Annotated in this window: 15 protein-coding genes; 9 read left to right on the top strand and 6 right to left on the bottom strand. The window is 69.8% G+C overall.

Annotation, left to right across the window (positions count from 1 at the left end; all coding sequences use genetic code 11):
• Positions 1 to 61: 61 nt before the first annotated feature.
• The 3 genes from ACFUO4_RS30285 to ACFUO4_RS30275 all read left to right on the top strand — a co-directional run bounded on the left by ACFUO4_RS30285 (position 62) and on the right by ACFUO4_RS30275 (position 3,726).
• Positions 62 to 868, top strand: coding sequence for a MarR family transcriptional regulator (locus ACFUO4_RS30285; protein WP_383490839.1), 807 nt, complete (start codon positions 62 to 64; stop codon positions 866 to 868).
• Between the two features lie 162 nt (positions 869 to 1,030).
• Positions 1,031 to 1,963, top strand: a complete 933-nt coding sequence (locus ACFUO4_RS30280; protein ID WP_383490837.1) for an alpha/beta hydrolase — start codon at positions 1,031 to 1,033, stop codon at positions 1,961 to 1,963.
• A gap of 371 nt (positions 1,964 to 2,334) precedes the next feature.
• Positions 2,335 to 3,726 (top strand): cytochrome P450, encoded by a 1,392-nt coding sequence (locus ACFUO4_RS30275; protein WP_383490835.1) that lies wholly within the window; start codon positions 2,335 to 2,337, stop codon positions 3,724 to 3,726.
• A 123-nt stretch (positions 3,727 to 3,849) separates the two neighbouring features.
• Here the strand turns inward: ACFUO4_RS30275 and ACFUO4_RS30270 are convergent, their stop codons facing one another.
• From ACFUO4_RS30270 to ACFUO4_RS30260, 3 genes are all read right to left on the bottom strand, one after another.
• On the bottom strand, positions 3,850 to 5,340 hold the full coding sequence (locus ACFUO4_RS30270; protein WP_383490833.1) for an FG-GAP and VCBS repeat-containing protein: 1,491 nt from the start codon (positions 5,338 to 5,340) through the stop codon (positions 3,850 to 3,852).
• A gap of 393 nt (positions 5,341 to 5,733) precedes the next feature.
• On the bottom strand, positions 5,734 to 6,705 hold the full coding sequence (locus tag ACFUO4_RS30265) for an alpha/beta hydrolase (protein ID WP_383490831.1): 972 nt from the start codon (positions 6,703 to 6,705) through the stop codon (positions 5,734 to 5,736).
• A 96-nt stretch (positions 6,706 to 6,801) separates the two neighbouring features.
• Positions 6,802 to 7,119: a putative quinol monooxygenase gene (locus ACFUO4_RS30260; RefSeq protein ID WP_079307888.1), complete on the bottom strand. Its 318-nt coding sequence runs from the start codon at positions 7,117 to 7,119 to the stop codon at positions 6,802 to 6,804.
• A gap of 144 nt (positions 7,120 to 7,263) precedes the next feature.
• Between ACFUO4_RS30260 and ACFUO4_RS30255 the strand changes: the two genes are divergently transcribed.
• On the top strand, positions 7,264 to 8,169 hold the full coding sequence (locus tag ACFUO4_RS30255; RefSeq protein WP_383490829.1) for an AraC family transcriptional regulator N-terminal domain-containing protein: 906 nt from the start codon (positions 7,264 to 7,266) through the stop codon (positions 8,167 to 8,169).
• Between the two features lie 157 nt (positions 8,170 to 8,326).
• Positions 8,327 to 9,076, top strand: a complete 750-nt coding sequence (locus ACFUO4_RS30250; protein ID WP_383490827.1) for an SDR family oxidoreductase — start codon at positions 8,327 to 8,329, stop codon at positions 9,074 to 9,076.
• Positions 9,077 to 9,227: 151 nt separating this feature from the next.
• On the opposite strand, the gene ACFUO4_RS30245 is transcribed toward ACFUO4_RS30250, so the two are convergent.
• A complete protein-coding gene (locus tag ACFUO4_RS30245) occupies positions 9,228 to 9,989 on the bottom strand; it encodes a class I SAM-dependent methyltransferase (RefSeq protein ID WP_383490825.1) in 762 nt (253 codons plus the stop codon).
• Between the two features lie 897 nt (positions 9,990 to 10,886).
• Between ACFUO4_RS30245 and ACFUO4_RS30240 the strand changes: the two genes are divergently transcribed.
• Both ACFUO4_RS30240 and ACFUO4_RS30235 read left to right on the top strand, forming a co-directional pair.
• The gene (locus ACFUO4_RS30240) at positions 10,887 to 11,840 is read left to right on the top strand and encodes a phosphotransferase (protein ID WP_383491557.1); all 954 of its coding nucleotides are present in this window, start codon (positions 10,887 to 10,889) and stop codon (positions 11,838 to 11,840) included.
• A gap of 210 nt (positions 11,841 to 12,050) precedes the next feature.
• Complete coding sequence (locus tag ACFUO4_RS30235; protein WP_383490823.1) at positions 12,051 to 12,365, top strand: hypothetical protein; 315 nt, start codon at positions 12,051 to 12,053, stop codon at positions 12,363 to 12,365.
• A 143-nt stretch (positions 12,366 to 12,508) separates the two neighbouring features.
• Here the strand turns inward: ACFUO4_RS30235 and ACFUO4_RS30230 are convergent, their stop codons facing one another.
• Positions 12,509 to 12,787, bottom strand: a complete 279-nt coding sequence (locus tag ACFUO4_RS30230; RefSeq protein ID WP_079307882.1) for an Atu4866 domain-containing protein — start codon at positions 12,785 to 12,787, stop codon at positions 12,509 to 12,511.
• A 208-nt stretch (positions 12,788 to 12,995) separates the two neighbouring features.
• Between ACFUO4_RS30230 and ACFUO4_RS30225 the strand changes: the two genes are divergently transcribed.
• Entirely contained in the window at positions 12,996 to 13,748 is a 753-nt protein-coding gene (locus tag ACFUO4_RS30225) for an Atu4866 domain-containing protein (protein WP_383490821.1), read from the top strand.
• A 191-nt stretch (positions 13,749 to 13,939) separates the two neighbouring features.
• Positions 13,940 to 15,331: an amidohydrolase family protein gene (locus ACFUO4_RS30220; RefSeq protein ID WP_383490819.1), complete on the top strand. Its 1,392-nt coding sequence runs from the start codon at positions 13,940 to 13,942 to the stop codon at positions 15,329 to 15,331.
• Positions 15,332 to 15,485: 154 nt separating this feature from the next.
• Here ACFUO4_RS30220 and ACFUO4_RS30215 read toward each other — a convergent pair whose 3' ends face one another.
• Complete coding sequence (locus ACFUO4_RS30215; RefSeq protein ID WP_383490817.1) at positions 15,486 to 15,953, bottom strand: hypothetical protein; 468 nt, start codon at positions 15,951 to 15,953, stop codon at positions 15,486 to 15,488.
• Positions 15,954 to 16,134: the final 181 nt, after the last annotated feature.

Here is a 16,134-nt window from a genome sequence, read left to right as displayed (position 1 = left end):
CGAAAGGGAGAACCCGATGGGTAAGGCGCGCGCGGACTCGAGGACTCACATCGCCCGTCGCATGTATGAGCTCTGGGAGCCGATCTGCCTGGTCACCTACTTCGCGGACGAGTGCAACGAGGAACTGGCGGCGCTCGGCCACCGCACCTACTGGGACGGCTACTTCGCCAGCCGCGCAGCCCCGCTGGGGCGGGTGCCGGCCGAGGTCGTGCACGCCGCGTTCTACAGCTTCGCGGACGGGGAAGCCGCGCGGCACATCCCCAGTGCCTGGGAGACGATCCCGCCGGAGGCGTCGCTTGCGGCACGGGAACGGGGCAGCACCGCCTCCCTGCGGCGGATCCTCGGCGATGAGCCGGCCAAGGCCCCGGGGCTGGTGCGCGCCGCCGATCTCATCACCGCGGCCGCTACGAGCGCGCCCATGGAAGGCCGGGTGATGTACGCCGGGATGCGCACCCTCGCGGTGCCGAGCGACCCCGTCGCCCGGCTGTGGCACTCCGCCACGATGCTGCGCGAGCACCGCGGTGACGGGCACATCGCCGCGCTCGTCGGGGCAGGCATCGGCGGCACCGAGGCTCACGTGCTCTCCGCGCTGGACATGGGCATTCATCCCCCGCAGTCGTTCGGGCGCATCCATCACCTGCCGAAAGCGCGCCTGGCCGTGGTCATGGACGGCCTGCGCGAACGCGGACTCATCGACGCCGACGACCACTTCACCGACGCGGGCCGCGAGACCAAACAACGCATCGAAACCCTCACGGACGAGTTGGCCGCACCGCCGTACGACTGCCTGACCCCCGCCGAACTCGACGAACTGATCACCGAGCTCGAACCCATCACCGCCAGACTGGTGGCCACAGGCTCCCAGTGACCCGCCGCAACGGCTGCGGTGGGCCGCATGGCAACAGGAGAAGGTGTTGTCGGGTCCACCTCTGCGGTGGTGTTGGACCGCTGGTCGGCGAAGCGGGCCGTTCGTAGCGTCGTGGTCATGATGGATGACACGCACGAACAACGAACGGGTGCCACCAGGCGGATGGCATTGCGTGGGCTGGGACTCGCGCTAGGGGGCACGGCACTGGCCACCGGGCTCGGAACCGCGCCGGCCGCAGCGGACCCGCGTCGCGGGCTCACCACCTACGTGCTGGTGCACGGTACCCACAGCGCCGGCGCGTTCTGGATGCCGATCGCGCGGGAGCTGACGCTGCGCGGTCACCGCGTCGTCATGGTGGACCAGCCGCGGCACGGCGCGGAGGCTTTCGTGCCGGAGTCGTATCAGCGACAGGACCTCGAAGCGATGGCGGTCGAGGCTTCTCCGCTGAACGGCCTCGGACTGGAGGACTACGAGGCGCGCGTCACGGGCATCGTGAGGCGGGCGGCACGCCACGGCCCGGTGGTGCTGGTCGGGCACAGCCTGGGTGGCGTATCGGTCAGCCGTGTCGGCGATGCCGTCCCGCATCTGCTGCACCACATGTGCTACATGGCAGCCTTCTGTCCCAGCCGCGTCCTGCCCACGGCGGACGCCTGCACGGCGGCACCCGAGAACGCCGACGCCGTCAGCCCGGTCGAGCTGGCGGTGGGCGACCCGGACCGGCTGGGTGTCCTACGGCTGAACTGCCGGACCGGCGACCGCCGTGCGCTGGCCGTCCTGAAGGAGATGATCTGCGCGGACTACTCCGACGCCGAGTTCCGCCGGATACTGGCCGGCATGCAGACCGACGAACCGGTCGCCGCTTATGCGGGCCGAGCGGTCGGCCGGGCTGGTAGCTGGGGACGCGTTCCCCGCACCTACCTCCGTTTCGGCAGGGACCGGACGATCGCCACCGCACTCCAGGACAGAATGATCGCGGAAGCCGACGCGTTCACGCCCGGCAACAGGTTCCGGGTGCACGATTTTCCTGGGGCGTCACACGTCGGGCCACTGGATCCCGTCCCGGTCGCTGAAGTCCTGGACAGGCTCGCGGGGTAGAGGGAGCGGGCACTCGATGAAGTCACAGGCCGCGAGTGCCACTGCCGGAGCGCGCCGAAAGCCGGACCAGGTCGCGGACAAGCGGCGAGGGGTGGGGGCGCTCCCCAGGGCGATTTCAGATTCCGGATGTTCGCGCGGCTTCGCTGATGGCCGGCGGCACGGAGGCAGTTGATCGCGATGCCCGCCCCGGCGGTGCGAACGTACGACCGAAGCGCTCTCCAGAGGCATGCGCCTGCGGGGCGGCCCCAAGTGGCTCAGGCCGGTCGAAGAAGAGTGCCGTGAATCGGCGCAAAGATCACTTGAGGCATTTCGCTGGCGGATGTGGGGAAGACACTCGCCCGCATCGACGTCCACATGAGGAGTGCCAGGCTGTGAATGCCTCCCCTGCCGCACCCGCCCCCGTTCCGACCGCTCCTGGCGGGCTCCCGCTTATCGGGCACGCCCATCATCTGGTGCGCACCCCGCTGCCGTTCATCTCATCGCTGCGCGATCACGGCAGCGTCGTCCGAATACGTCTGGGGCCGACCCCCGCCTACGTCGTCACCGATCCCGTGCTCACCCGCACCGTTCTGGTCACCGAGGCAGCGCACTTCGCCAAAGGAGGAAAGATCTTCGACGTCCTGCGGGACGTCTTCGGCGACGGTCTGGCCACGATCGGCGACGGCGACACCCACCTGCGCAACCGCCGACTGATGCAGCCCATGTTCAACAAGGCCCACATCGCCACCCGCCGCACGGCCATGATCGAGCAGGCCAGGTCCATGGCCGAGGAGTGGGAGGAGGGGCAACACCGCGACGTGTTCGCGGACATGAACGACGTCACGCTTGCCGCCTTCCTCGTCGCGCTCTTCGGCGCGGATCTCCCCGCGAACCTGCAGAGGGAGTTCACCACGCTCATGCCCGCGCTCATGAAGGGGGCGATCCGGCAGACCGTGCTGCCGCCCTGGGTGACCCGGCTCCCGCTGCCCGCGAACCGCGCCCAGGCCCGCGGGATCGCCCGGCTGCGCGCCCTCATGGACCAGGCCATCGACCACGGGTCCACCCGGCAGGCCGAGACGCCCGCAGACGTGACCGGGGCGGCCGGATGCCCGCACCAGGCCGCCGCCGCCCACCAGGCCGGATTGTTCGACACGCTCAGGGCTGCCGAGGACCAGTTCACGCGGGAGCAGCTCCAGGACGAGGCCATCACCCTCATGAACGCGGCGATCGAGACGACCGCCACCGCCCTCGCCTGGACCCTGTACGAGCTCACCCGGAACCCCGGGATCGAAGAACGGCTGCGCGCCGAACTGGCCACGGTCTGCGCCGGGCGGCCCCTGCGCGAGGAAGACCTCGACCAGCTCTCCTATGCCCGACAGGTCCTGCAGGAAGGTGTCCGCAAATACGGGCCGGCCTGGATGGTGACCCGGACCGCCACCCGGGACGTCGACCTGGGCGGGCACCGCATCCCGCGGGGCGCCGACGTCGTGTGGAGCCCGTACCTCCACCAGAACGACCCGGCCCACTTCCCCGACCCCGGCGCCTTCGACCCCGACCGCTGGGCCGACGGCCGTACGCCCTCGACCCGCGAGTCGTTCTTCGCCTTCGGGGACGGCCGCCGCAAGTGCATCGGAGAGAACTTCGCCTGGGTCGAGATGCAGATCATCCTCGCGACCGTCCTGGAAGCCTGGCCCCGGTTCCGTCTCGTCTCCCGCCCGCCCCGCGCCGAGACGGCCATCACCGTCAAGCCGGACCGACTGGCCATGGCCTTCGGAACCTCCTGAGCGGAACCGTCAGGGATCTCGCCGGGCTTCACCGGTCCGGCGAGATCCTGCCTCGTCGGGTCTCACCGCATGTCGGTCCGCCGCGCACCCGCGCGGGCGACCGGACGGTCCCACCGCAATGGCCTAGCGGTCGAAACCGCCGCCGAGGCGGCCGGCCGTAGTGCCCAGGCCCAGTGCCGACGGGCCGAAGGCGGCGGAACCGGTGCCGGTCGGCACGGGCGAGGCGCCCTTGAGTACCCAGACGCCGCCCGCGGAGCTGTTCTCGCCCGGGGCACCGACCCAGAGTTCGGCGCGGCCATCACCGGTCGTGTCCGCCAGATGCACCGCGGCCCCGAACGCGTCGGACCGCTCCGAAGTACCGGGCACCGACGTGCTGTTCTGCGTGAACGTCTTCGCGCCGGAGGCGGTGATGCCGGATGGACTGCCGTGCAGGAGGGTCACCGCGCCGGCGTCGGCGGCGCTGCCGACGTCCTCACCCGGTGCTCCGACGGCGAGGTCGAGGCGGCCGTCGCCGTCGAAGTCGCCGAGACGGACCGAGGCGCCCCAGTCGTCGCCGTACTCGCCGGTGCCCGGGACACCAACGGTGTCCTGGTCGAAGCGGATGCGTGGAACGGTGGTGTCGGGGCCCGAGGGGCCGCCGCGCACGATCTCGACGGCGCCGCCCACGGCGTTGACATCCTCGGTGCCCTGCATGTCCTCGTCGCCGGCGCGTCCCAGGACGATGTCGGCGTGGCCGTCGCGGTCGAGATCGCCGACGGCGACGTCCCGCCCGCCGTCGATGCTCTGACCGGTGGCCGCATCGTGCAGGGTCCGCCCGGTGGTGAGGCCGTGCGTGGAGCCGGGGAACCAGTTGACCAGACGGGGGCCGTGGTAGGGCAGTTCGTCCTCGCCGTGGGAGATGACGGCGACGACGTCGTCGAGGCCGTCGCCGTTCACGTCTCCCGCGGCCAGGACGGGTGGGTTCCACACATCCTCCGCGTCGCCGCCCACACGGGCGTCCATCGCCGCCGTGTGTGCCGGGCCGGTGGTGCGGCCGAAGGGGCCGTACGCGACGGTGGTGCCGGTGGCGAGGTCGCGGTGGCCGTCGCCGTCGAAGTCCCCTGCGGTCAGGGCGACGCCCAGGCGTTCGAACGGGGCGCCCTTGATGACAGTGCCTCCGGTCAGACCGTCCTTGGCGCCCCACAGCACGGTCAGCGTGCCCGCCTGGTCGTCGGTGTCGCCGACCGCCTCGCCAGGGGTGCCGACGACGAGGTCGGTGAACCCGTCGCCGTCGAGGTCGGCGGCGGTCAGGGTGGCACCGAAGGAGTCGTCGCGCTCCGCGGAACCCGGCACCCCGGGCGTGTTCTGGCTGTAGACGCGGCGGGTCTGGTCCTTGAGGGCCTTCGTGCGGCTGCCGTACGTCACCGCGACGGACCCGGCGCGCTCCCGGCCGTCGACGGTGGCCCCCGACGCGGCTGCGGCGGTGTCGGCCACGCCGTCACCGTTGAAGTCCGCTCGCGTCGTGCCGGCGGCCTGCGCGGCGGCGGGCCCTGCGAGGGCTGCGGGGGAGAGGGCGGCGGTCGCGGCCAGGACCACACAGACGGCCGTGGAAGAACGAGACGAGCGGGTGCGCACAGAACCTCCTGCTCACGAATGCGGTGATGCGACAGACCCCTGTATCGGTCCGCGCACCAGCTCAAGACCCCGCACGTCACCGGATGGTTGTACAAGATCCACCGGCAGTTCGCAGGCTCGGCGTACGGCGATGGGCGCGTCCCGCACACCTGCGGGCTGCCGGGGCGCCAGTGACCAGACCCTTGTTTCCTTGACCTGAGGGATGCCGAGGCCGGCTTGCGGCACGGAGGCGGCCGTCCGTACCGGGGGTGGCGATGGCCTCGCTCCTGTGCGGCGCGGGCGAGGTAGAGGCCCCGGCGAGGGCCCGCCCCCGGGTGGCGTGGTGCTGCCGATCCTTGCAGCTGGGTCCGACCGCGATCCGTGAGAGCCGTGGTCGATCGCCCCCGGCCATGGTCAGCGGCGTAGTTCCGGGAGTCGGGCGAGCCAGTCCGTGCGGGTCCGGCGGGCTGTGGTCGAGACGTGAGCCTGCGGGTAGAGGGCGTCGAAGCCGTGGAAGCCGCCCGCCCAGACGTGGAGTTCGGCCTGCCCGCCCGCTGCCCAGATGCGGGTGGCGTAGTCGGTGTCCTCGTCGCGGAAGACCTCGGCGGAGCCGGTGTCGATGTAGGTGGTCGGCAGGCCCGAGAGATCCTCGGCCAGTGCCGGCGAGACGTATGCGGACACCTCGCCGTCGCTGAGGTCGCTGAGGTCGCCGAGGACCGAGGCCCATCCGAACGCGTTCATCTCACCCGTCCAGACGCCCGGCACGCCGGAGTACTGGCGGCTGGAGGTGCTGGTGTTGCGGTGGTCGAGCATGGGGCAGATCAACACCTGCGCGGCGAGGGCCGGGCTGCCGAGGTCGCGGGCCAGCAGGGCGACGCCGGCGGCGAGGCCGCCTCCCGCGCTGGCGCCCGCGACGATGATCCGGGTGGGGTCGATGCTCAGTTCGGCGGCGTGTTCGGCGACCCAGAGCAGTCCCCGGTAGCAGTCGTCGACGAGGGCGGTGCCGGTGGCTTCGGGTGCGAGCCGGTAGTCGACGGAGACGACGACCGCGCCGAAGCGGTCGAGCCACTCCAGTGGGATGTCGATCTGGGAGAAACGGTCGCCCATGACCATCCCGCCGCCGTGGATCCAGTAGACGCAGGGTGCGGCGGTGGTGCGATCGGTGGTCGGCGGGCTGAGGACCGACAGGGGGATCGGGGCACCGTCCTTGGCGGGCACGGTGATCTCGCGCCGCTCGACCTGTCGGTCGTCGAGGAGGGATTCGACGGGTGGCGAGGGGAGTTGGCGCAGGTGAGCGAGGACTTCCGGGCTAAGACGGGACATGAGGGGCATGTCGGCCAGGAGTTCGCGCAGTTCGGGGTCCAGGGCGGGGCGTGCCATGGTCACGGTCGTTTGCCTTTCGTGGGTGGTGCCGGACGGCCGGTAGAGGAAGGTGCCGCCTCGGCGGGCGCCGACCCGGCGGGCCGGGGGATTGATCGGGCTTCAGAAGGTGGCCTTGCCGCGGACCGGGACGTAGTCGGTGTACTCGGGTTCCTTGGCCAGCAGCGGGTCGATCTGCGCCACGATGGCCTGGGCGCCCTCACCGGCGAAGATCCGGTGATGGTCGTCCTCGCTGGTCCAACCCTCGGTGACGTGGACGACGTCGGGATCGGACGCGGAGCGGGAGACCAGGTAGACGACGCAGTGTTCGCTCGCGCCGGGGTTGCCCTCGGTCAGGCCGGTCAGCAGCAGATCGACCAGTCGGTCGCCCATGCCGGGCCTGGCGGTCAGGGTGGCATTGAAGCCATAGTCGGCGATCATGGTTGCCCTCTCGGTCGGTGGTGGAGTGCGGTGATTCCATTCAATCCACCTGACCTGCGGGAACGTTAGAACGATGCTTGCCCGCACTTGCACGATCCTCGCGAGTACGGGAGCCGCGGCGTGCAACGGTGCTGCAATGGCCCCATGCCTCTCGAAGAGTTCCGCACCCTCCTGGCCCGGCATGCCCGGCCCGACTGGACCACCGCCATCGACGGCGTTCTCGTCTCGAAGGTCGACCGCTCGGACCCGCCGGCCCCGTCCATGTCCGGCATGGTGCTGGCGGTCATCGCCCAGGGCGCCAAACGGCTGGCTCTGGGCGACCGGGTCTACGAGTACGGCGCCGGGCAGTTCCTGGTCGCGTCCGTCGACCTGCCCGTCACCGGACAGTTCACTCAGGCCGACCCCGCACAGCCGGCGCTCGGCTTCGGGCTCGTCCTGGAACCCTCCGCCGTCGCCGAGTTGCTCCTCCAGGCCGGCCCCGGAGACGCCCGCCGCGCCGGCGGAGGAACGCCCTCGGGAATCGCCGTCAGTGATGCCCCGCCCGCGCTGCTCGACGCCGTGGTCCGGCTGCTGCGGCTGCTCGACGAGCCCCGCGACCGGCCCGTACTGGCCCCGCTGGTCAAACGCGAGATCCTCTGGCGCGTGATCACCAGCGAGCAGGGGGCGACGGTCCGTCAGCTCGGTCTCGCCGACAGCAGTCTCAGCCACGTCTCCCGGGCCGTGCGCTGGATCCGCGAGAACTACGCACAGCCCTTCCGTGTCGAGGACGTGGCACGGATGTCCGGCATGAGCGCCTCCGCCTTCTACCGCAACTTCCAGGCGGTGACCGCGATGAGCCCCATCCAGTTCCAGAAGCAGATCCGGCTTCAGGAAGCCCGGCTGCTGCTCGCCACCCACCCGGGTGATGTCACCGGCGTCGGCCAGCGCGTCGGCTACGACAACCCCTCCCAGTTCAGCCGGGAGTACCGCCGCCAGTTCGGCGCGCCGCCCAGCCGGGACGCCGCGCGCCTGCGCGATGCCGTGCGCGCGCCCGCCGGTGTCCTGCCCTGAGCGGGGATACGACCGCGAAGGAGGATTGTGCAAGGGGGAGCGAGGATAGAACTACTGTTCCCGCAGGTCAGAGCGATTCAATGGGATTACCAGTTCTTCTGCGGAGCAGGAAAGTGCCTGTCTCCGCGGATCCCGTCACATCGCCGAGGGGCACAGCATGAAGACAGTTCTGATCACGGGTACGTCGTCCGGATACGGCCGCCAGACCGCCCTCCACTTCCACGCGCAGGGATGGAACGTCATCGCCACGATGCGCACCCCCCGTGCGGGCATCCTGCCCGAGTCGGACCGGCTCCGCGTCATCGAACTCGACGTGACCGAGCCCGCGAGCATCACGGCCGCGCTCCAGGCGGCGGGGCCCGTCGATGTCCTGGTCAACAACGCGGGCGTCCCCTCGATGAGCGTGGTCGAGGGCATTCCCATGGCGCGGGTGCGGGAGGTGTTCGAGACCAACACCTTCGGCGTGATGGCGACCACGCAGGCGGTGCTGCCCCAGTTCCGTGAGCGCGGCTCCGGCGTGGTGGTCAACGTGACCTCCAGCGTGGTGCTGGGTCACATGCCGCTCTCAGCCGTCTACAAGGCGAGCAAGATGGCCGTTGAGGGATTCACCTCGTCCCTCGCGCTCGAACTCGCGCCGTTCGGTGTGCAGGCGAAGACGGTCCAGCCGGGTGCCTGCCTGACCACCAACTTCGCCACCAGGGCGACAGACGCTACCGCACCGGACGAGCTGGTCCCGGCACCCTACGCACCGTGGGCGAAGAAGGCCATGGACTCGTTCACAGGCCAGGAGCTGTTCACCAAGGAGACCGATGTCGCCGAGGCGGTGTGGCGAGCCGTGCACGACACGACCGGCCAGCTGCGATTCCCGGCCGGTCCCGACGCGGTCTGGCTCGCCCAGGCGAAGTGACCGACCAGCAGGCGGGGTCTGCCGAAGGCGACACCGCTTGCCGTTCACCGCCGAGAACGGCGCCAACCGCGCCCTCAGAAACGGGAAATCGCCTCGTTCTGCCGTGGGCGGTGTCTGTGGGCACGGCGATACCCCGGTGCGTGCGCAGCCGTCAGCCGACCAGCCGAGCTTTCCAGATCTCCTCACTGGGCCATTGCTGAGCCCACTCGGCGGAAACTTCCAGGTAGTCCCGCGCAGACGGAGGCGCCTGAATCTCCATCAGGTCCTCGACGACGAAGCCGCAGGCCCGCAGCAGACGGAGCATCTCACCGTGCGGCAGGACGAACTCCACGTGATTCCCCCAGTCCAAGCGCGTCAGGCCGAATTGGCTGCGGGAAAGCGTGGTGGACGCCGGTCCCTCAGGCGGTACACACAGCGCGAACAGCGGTGAGTAACGCGAGAACACCAGCCGGCCGCCGGGAACCAGAAGCCTGGCTGCCTCCGGGATCCACCGGTAGGGGTCGCACCACAGTGAGGCGCCGTACTCGCTGATCGCCAGTCCGAACGAGTTGTCCTCGTAGGGGACCTTCTCGGCATCACCCAGGACAAGGGGGAAGTCGAGTCCGAACTCCGCCTGCATCGCGCGAGCAGTGGCCAGCTGCTTCTCCGAGAGGTCGATCGCCACCGGGTGGGCTCCGGCTCTGGCCAGCCAGGCGGAAACGTAGGCGGTACCGCAGCCCAACTCAATGGTGCGCATTCCCTCGATGTCGTCGGGAAGCAAGGAAGCCTGCGACTCAGGGGTGGCCCACAAGCCCCAGGACGGCTCCTCCTGCGCCCAGTGCTCGCGGGCGAGCGGCCCATGCCATGCGGCTGCCTCGTCATCCCAAAAGCGCCGGTTCTGCTCCACGTGGTGCGCCGGGGCGTCATGAGTCATGAAGACATTTGATCGACGATGCTGATGTTCCGGCAACGGAATTTCCACGGCGCCAGACCGAGAGGGCGGCCAACGGGACGGGTGTTGGCGCTCCTTGAAATTGCCTCTGGCCGCAGTTCCGTGAAGGGCCCGATGCGGGGCAGCTCAGGGGACACCGAAAAATGACGGGACGAGGGCTCTGTCCGTCGACACACTGGGCCACGTACTTCGTCACCGAAGGAGAGGTGTCCGTGGAGGAGCCAGGGTTCGCCGTGCATGTGACCGAACCCGGGAAGGGCGGACAGGAGGCTCTGCAGGCAGTCAGAGCGGTGACCGGACTGAGTCTGTGGCGTGGCAGGCTTCTACTCGAACGCGCCCCTGTGACGGTTCTGGGAGAAGTCCCGCTCGACCGGGCGCGCCTGGCTGCCCGGCACCTGCAGGACGCCGGCGTCCCTGCGGCAATCAGCTGTACCTGGTGCGACAGGACGGTGCCCAGCGACGGGAAGCTGCTCGACCCAGGCCCCTGTGCATCCCGCTTCTGGCCGACTGCCCATTGCCAGGCGAACTGTCTCGCCAGCTGTGATTGCGAGTTCTGCAGCGCCTACGGGCCGACCGCCCTGCCCCTGTGACTGCAGGCTCATCCCGTGCTGAATGATCCTGCGTGCGGGGCTTCTACCGGGGGTTTCACGGAATTCCGGGCAGAACCGTAGGGTGACCGGATGGCCGACCGCAGAGGGATCCTCCAAGTCGATGCGCTGCAGGACTTCTTGACCGGGCTCTGCGCCTCGCCAGTCGCCGTCCACCGCCTGGAGCGACTGGAGCCGTGGGCCGTAGCCCGGGTCTTCCTCCAAGGGACTTCTGTGCTTCCGCGCTCCGTCGTCGTGAAGTGGATTCCGGACGGGCCTCGCGAGACTCGTACTGCCCCGTCGCGGCTGCACAGCGAAACTGGCTGCGCTCCAGTTCCTCCACGAGGATCTCGGGATCGACCTCGCGCCTCGCGTCATCGCCGCCGACACCGCTGCCCGATTCCTCGTCATGGAAGACCTCGCCCCCCGCGTCTCCCTGGACCAGTTGCTGCGACGAGACGGAGCGGCAGCGCACGGCGACCGACTGGCCGCGTTCGCCCGCGCCCGCGGTGTGTTGAGCGCGGCCACCGCGGGGCGGGGGGAGGCCTACTACGCCCGCCGGGCCAAGCTGGGACCGGTTGATGCCGCGGCGGATCGGGCAGGACGACTCGCGCCTCTCCGGACGGGGGCGATCGAGCATGCCTCGTCGCTCGGTGTGCCCCTCGGCGGCCGAGCGTCCCATGAACTCACCTCAGCCTTGGACGAGTTGGCTGCCCCAGGCCGCTTCCTCGCCCTGAGCAACGGGGACGCGGAAGCCAACAACATCCTGCTCCATGCCTCCGGCCCGGCCGACGCCCGCCTCATCGACTTCGAATTCGCCGGCTACACCCACCCGCTGACCGATGCCGTGTGCCTGTATGTGCCCGGCCCGGCCTGGCTGACGGTGGGCGATCCGACCACCACAGGACTCGCCGACGCATACCGCCGCGCCCTGGCCCGCGGCATCCCGGAGGCCGAGGACGACCGGCGATACGGAGACGGCCTCGCCGCCGCCTGCGTGTCCTGGATGCTGGTCCGTCTGCACCGATTCGCCCTGCTCGACGCCCGCTCACCGGGTGACCACAGCCGACTCCAGCTCATCGCAACGCTGGAAGCAGCCGCCCGCACCGCCCAGACCTTCCGGACCCTGCCCCACCTCACCTCCTGGATCCGTCGTGTCGCCGCAGTGCTGCGTCAGCGCTGGCCCGACGCGGACCAAGACTTCGCCGACTCAACAAGATTCCCGCCCTACCTGGCCCGGCGCTGACCCCGAGCATCACCCTCACACCTCGCCCGCGCCTGGGGACTTACAGAGCTCCTCGTCATCGGCGGCTGCCCGCAAGAAGCAAGACGCGGAGCTCACGTACACACTCCAGCGGGTTGATTTGGGCGTGTCGTACACGTGTCGTGGGCACGGCCACAACATGCTCGCCGCTGCCCTTTACGGCGGCTCCAGCGGTTCGACAGCCTGGCCCGCATGCTCTTCCTGGACCCGAACGGGCGTACCTGCCACCCGGACTGGGACAAGGCCGCGAACTCCTGCGTGGCCGAACTGCGTGCTGCCTACGGACATGACCCCGATTCCCCGCGAATCACCGAAGTCGTCGCCACGCTCTGCGCGAAGGGCCCCGAATTCGCCGAACTGTGGGCAAGACGCGAGGTGCGGGGCAAGACGCGGCAGGCGGAGAACCTCGTGCACCCCGAGGCGCTCTGGAGATCCAGGTGGGTGACACGAGTACGGAACGGGCCCGCTACCACCAACGGTCTCGCCGACTTTCAGGCCGACGGATGATCGACAGCGAAGGACATCGCCACCGCGGCGGACGCGGCCGCGGGGATGCCCGCCCTCGGCTGGTTCGATCTTGTGTGAGCAGGGTCCGCCGGCAATCCGGCGGACCCTGCTCGGCGATTCGGAGCCGGAATCTCTGTTCGGCCTCACTGCCGGGCGCGCTCGTCGCCCTCGCGGTAGAGCACCAGATGCTCGTGGAAGAGAATGCCGTCGCGGATGTCGCCGGTGGCGGTGAAGCCGATGTCGTCGACGTAGTCGATGTGGTTACCGGTGACGGTGTAGCGGCCGGTATAGGCGCTCTGCCGGTTTCCGCGGGCCTCGTCGTAGCGGCCGTTCGGCAGCAGTTCCTGGCGGATGAATCCGTCCGCGGTCACCCACATCCCGACGTACGGGTGAGGGGCGCGGGGCGTGTCCTTGCTGGTCATGGCTCCATGGTCGGGCCGGAGGCCGACGGCAACCAGGCCGCCGTCTCCCCGGGTGCGGGCTTCCTGGGTGCGGCGCACCCACCTTCGGGAGGCGGCGCACCCACCGTCGGGAGGCGGCGCACCCACCGTCGGGCGGGAACGGCGCGGCGACATCAAGGTGCCGGCCCAGACGAGTCTCCCAGGCCGTGGCACGAGCAGCGGACCCACCATGGGTGCCGCTCACCTGGGGACAGGACGGCAGGCCTGGTTCCGATTCCGGGGCGCGACGAACCTGATGGGGCGTCCCGTGCTGTTCACCAACGCCTGGACCGTGACGATGGACCCGCTGATCGGGACCATGGCCGGTGCCGACCTCCTGTTCGTCGGCTCTCTCCTCGCGGGCGTCGGCCCGGGCACCATCACCGCGGCGGGCGACGACTACGCCATCGTCGTCGACTGCACGGGCACGACCGTCCTCCCTGCCGTCCTGGACACCGTCGCGCTCTACGGCGGACGCGGCCACCGTTCCGAGTACGTCGCGACGCTGACGCCGGGCAACACCGCCGACTTCCTGGTGGTGCCCGACGAACTTGCCACCGACGTACCGAGCGCAGTAGCCGCCCTCATGACCCGGCCGGAGCAGGTCCGCGCGCTGGTCGCGGCCGGCCGGCCCATCCTGTGGGCGGGCACCGACATCCCCGACCGGGCCACCGGCCCCGATGCGGGCATCCCGGCCGCACCGGACCTGACCGGCAGTCCACGGGTAGGTGTCTGGATCGACAGGAACGGCTTCCTGCACCAGGAACTCACCGCCGACGGCCGCTACGACGAGACGCGGGGCGGTCGCCTCCACGCCTACCAGGGCCGTTTCTGGATCGACGGCGACCGCATCGACTACCTGGACGACCTCGGCTTCCGGGCCTACGGCGAATTCCACGGCGACCAACTGCACCACGCGGGATACGTCATGAATCTGGGCTGACCTCTGCGCCCATCGGCGCCCCCGATCCCGATCCTGGGTGCGCGACACCTGGGGAAACCACGGCCTGGTTGCCGTAGCGGACAGGCCCGAGGCTGGTGTTCGGGCCGCCTCGGCCGCGCCCGGCGACCCGCCCCCTCCCGTGGATGGGACCTTCTTCCACCCTTGTCCGCCGTACGAAAAGAAGACTCCTCATGAACGTCAACGACACCACCGACGCAGCCGTGCTCGAAGAGATCCGGCGCCGCCCCGCCCATGACCGGCGCATCCTGTTCACGGGCGCGACCGTCGTCACCATGGACCCCGGCCTCGGCGTCATCGAACCCGGCGACCTCCTCGTCGAGGGCGACACCATCGCCGCCGTCGGCACCGACCTCGACGCGGGTGACGCCGTGGTCGTCGACGCCACCGGCACCATCCTCACCCCCGGCTTCGTCGACACCCACCGGCACGCCTGGGAAGCCCAACTGCGCCGGATCATGCCGGACGTCGACGACCTCGGCGGCTATGTCATGTCCACCCTGGCCGGATACGCCACGGTCTACCGGCCCCAGGACATGTACATCGGCACCAAGCTGGCCGCCCTCACCGCGATCGACAGCGGCATCACGACCATGCTCGACTTCTCCCACAACTCCCGCACCCGCGAGCACTCCGACGCCGCCATCGAGGCCCTCCGCGACACCGGCATCCGCGGCGTGCACGCCTCCATGGGCCCGCACTTCGGCGACTGGGACCGCCAATGGCCCGGCGACCTGGCCCGCATCAAGGACCAGTACTTCAGCAGCGACGACCAACTGCTCACCCTGCGCCTGGCCACCCTGGCCACCGACGAGATCGCCGGACCGGTGCTCGCCTACGGTCCCGAACTCGCCCGAGTCGCAGCTGACCTGGGCATCGGAGTGAGCGTGGACGCCGTCTTCGGCGGCTCCTCCTCCGAGGCGATCCTGCGCTGGGCGAAGGACGGCATCCTCAACCCCGGCGTCACCCTCATCCACGCCACCGGACTGACCTCCGAAGCGTGGAAGGCGATGGGGGAGACCGGTACCACCGTGGCGCTCGCCCCCACCTCCGACGCGCAGATCGGTCTGGAGACCGCGATCCCCGCCGTCGACGAGGCCCTCTCCGTCGGCATCCGCCCCGGACTGAGCATCGACGTCGAAGTCGCCCTGGCCAGCGACATGTTCACACAGATGCGGGCCCTGCACGCCATCCAGCGGATGCGCGCCGCCAACGCCGCCTACGGCACCGACCAGCAGCCTCACCGCATCACCACCCACGACGTCCTGGACTTCGCCACCCTCCAGGGCGCCCGCACCAACGGCCTGGCCGCCGTCACCGGCTCACTCACCCCCGGCAAGAAAGCCGACCTGCTCGTCATCCGGGCCGAGGACATCAACAACATGCCGCTCAACGACCCGATCGGCACCGTCGTCCTGGGATCCGACGCCCGCAACATCAGCGCCGTCCTCGTCGACGGCGAACCCCGCAAGTGGAACGGCAACGTCCTCGACGTCGACCTCTCCGCCCTGCGCACCGAGGTCCACGCCTCCCGCGAGCACGTGCTGAACACCCCGACGGCCTGAGCACACCGCCGTTTCGTTCAGCGAGCCCCACGTTCTACCGCCTGTCTCGACCGTGATCGTCGATGAACGCGGGACAGTTCGACCATGGTCCCGAAGCAGGCAGCCGGGGGAACGGTGGCGGAGCATCTCCAGGCGGGTCGCTTCGCGGCTGTGATCACACTTGCTCTTGGTAGATCCGGATTCCTTGGGGATGCAAGTGGCGGACGACCGTCCAGAATTCTCGGCGGCTCAGGCCGTCGGCCCAGCGCTTGAGCTCGTCGTCCGTGTCGTGGAAGAACCAGGACTCGAAGTGCCCCAGCGCCCGAAGTTGAGGGAGGGGCTCATATCGAAGTTCGCAGTGGAGCTGGACGTAGTGATCGTGCTCGCCGGAAGCGTCGTTGATCTCGAACTGCCGGGCAAGATCCAGCGTGAAGACGGGCGGCCCCTCGAAGGCGTGAGTCCCGTACTGGAAGAGAAGGCCATCGGCGTCCGGTGTGTCCGCGGTGTCGAACCGTCGGGAGCCGAAGCGTACGAACCTGAGCCACACGTCGTCCAAGTCCAGCGCGGCCAGGGGCCGCTGCCCCCGGACCAGCTCATGGTGGAGTCGCTCCTCGGCCCGGTCGATGGGCAGTCTCCTCGACATCCTTGTCCTCGTGGTCTCGACGGATTTGTGATCTCGCATGCGGCACGTCGAAGCGAGCCAGGATCCCGCCGAAACCGCCGACATGTCCGGCCCCGACAGCATATTGAGGACAACGAGCTAAGACCTCCTGGCCTCGCCCGCAGAAGCGCATCCACTGTGCCCCGTGAATATCAGTAACAAC

Origin of the sequence: Streptomyces sp. NPDC057280 (assembly GCF_042668605.1) — a bacterium.
GTDB lineage: Bacteria > Actinomycetota > Actinomycetes > Streptomycetales > Streptomycetaceae > Streptomyces.
Note: the sequence above shows the minus strand (reverse complement) of the source record. Positions and strands in the feature narration are given on the sequence as shown.

Bases quoted from the DNA above. Each gene is read 5' to 3' on its own strand.
- ACFUO4_RS30285 (WP_383490839.1), top strand. From the start codon at position 62: ATGTATGAGCTCTGGGAGCCGATCTGCCTGGTCACCTACTTCGCGGAC.
- ACFUO4_RS30280 (WP_383490837.1), top strand. From the start codon at position 1,031: ATGGCATTGCGTGGGCTGGGACTCGCGCTAGGGGGCACGGCACTGGCC.
- ACFUO4_RS30260 (WP_079307888.1), bottom strand. From the start codon at position 7,119: ATGATCGCCGACTATGGCTTCAATGCCACCCTGACCGCCAGGCCCGGC.
- ACFUO4_RS30255 (WP_383490829.1), top strand. From the start codon at position 7,264: ATGCCTCTCGAAGAGTTCCGCACCCTCCTGGCCCGGCATGCCCGGCCC.
- ACFUO4_RS30250 (WP_383490827.1), top strand. From the start codon at position 8,327: ATGAAGACAGTTCTGATCACGGGTACGTCGTCCGGATACGGCCGCCAG.
- ACFUO4_RS30245 (WP_383490825.1), bottom strand. From the start codon at position 9,989: ATGACTCATGACGCCCCGGCGCACCACGTGGAGCAGAACCGGCGCTTT.
- ACFUO4_RS30235 (WP_383490823.1), top strand. From the start codon at position 12,051: ATGCTCTTCCTGGACCCGAACGGGCGTACCTGCCACCCGGACTGGGAC.
- ACFUO4_RS30230 (WP_079307882.1), bottom strand. From the start codon at position 12,787: ATGACCAGCAAGGACACGCCCCGCGCCCCTCACCCGTACGTCGGGATG.
- ACFUO4_RS30225 (WP_383490821.1), top strand. From the start codon at position 12,996: ATGGGTGCCGCTCACCTGGGGACAGGACGGCAGGCCTGGTTCCGATTC.
- ACFUO4_RS30220 (WP_383490819.1), top strand. From the start codon at position 13,940: ATGAACGTCAACGACACCACCGACGCAGCCGTGCTCGAAGAGATCCGG.
- ACFUO4_RS30215 (WP_383490817.1), bottom strand. From the start codon at position 15,953: ATGTCGAGGAGACTGCCCATCGACCGGGCCGAGGAGCGACTCCACCAT.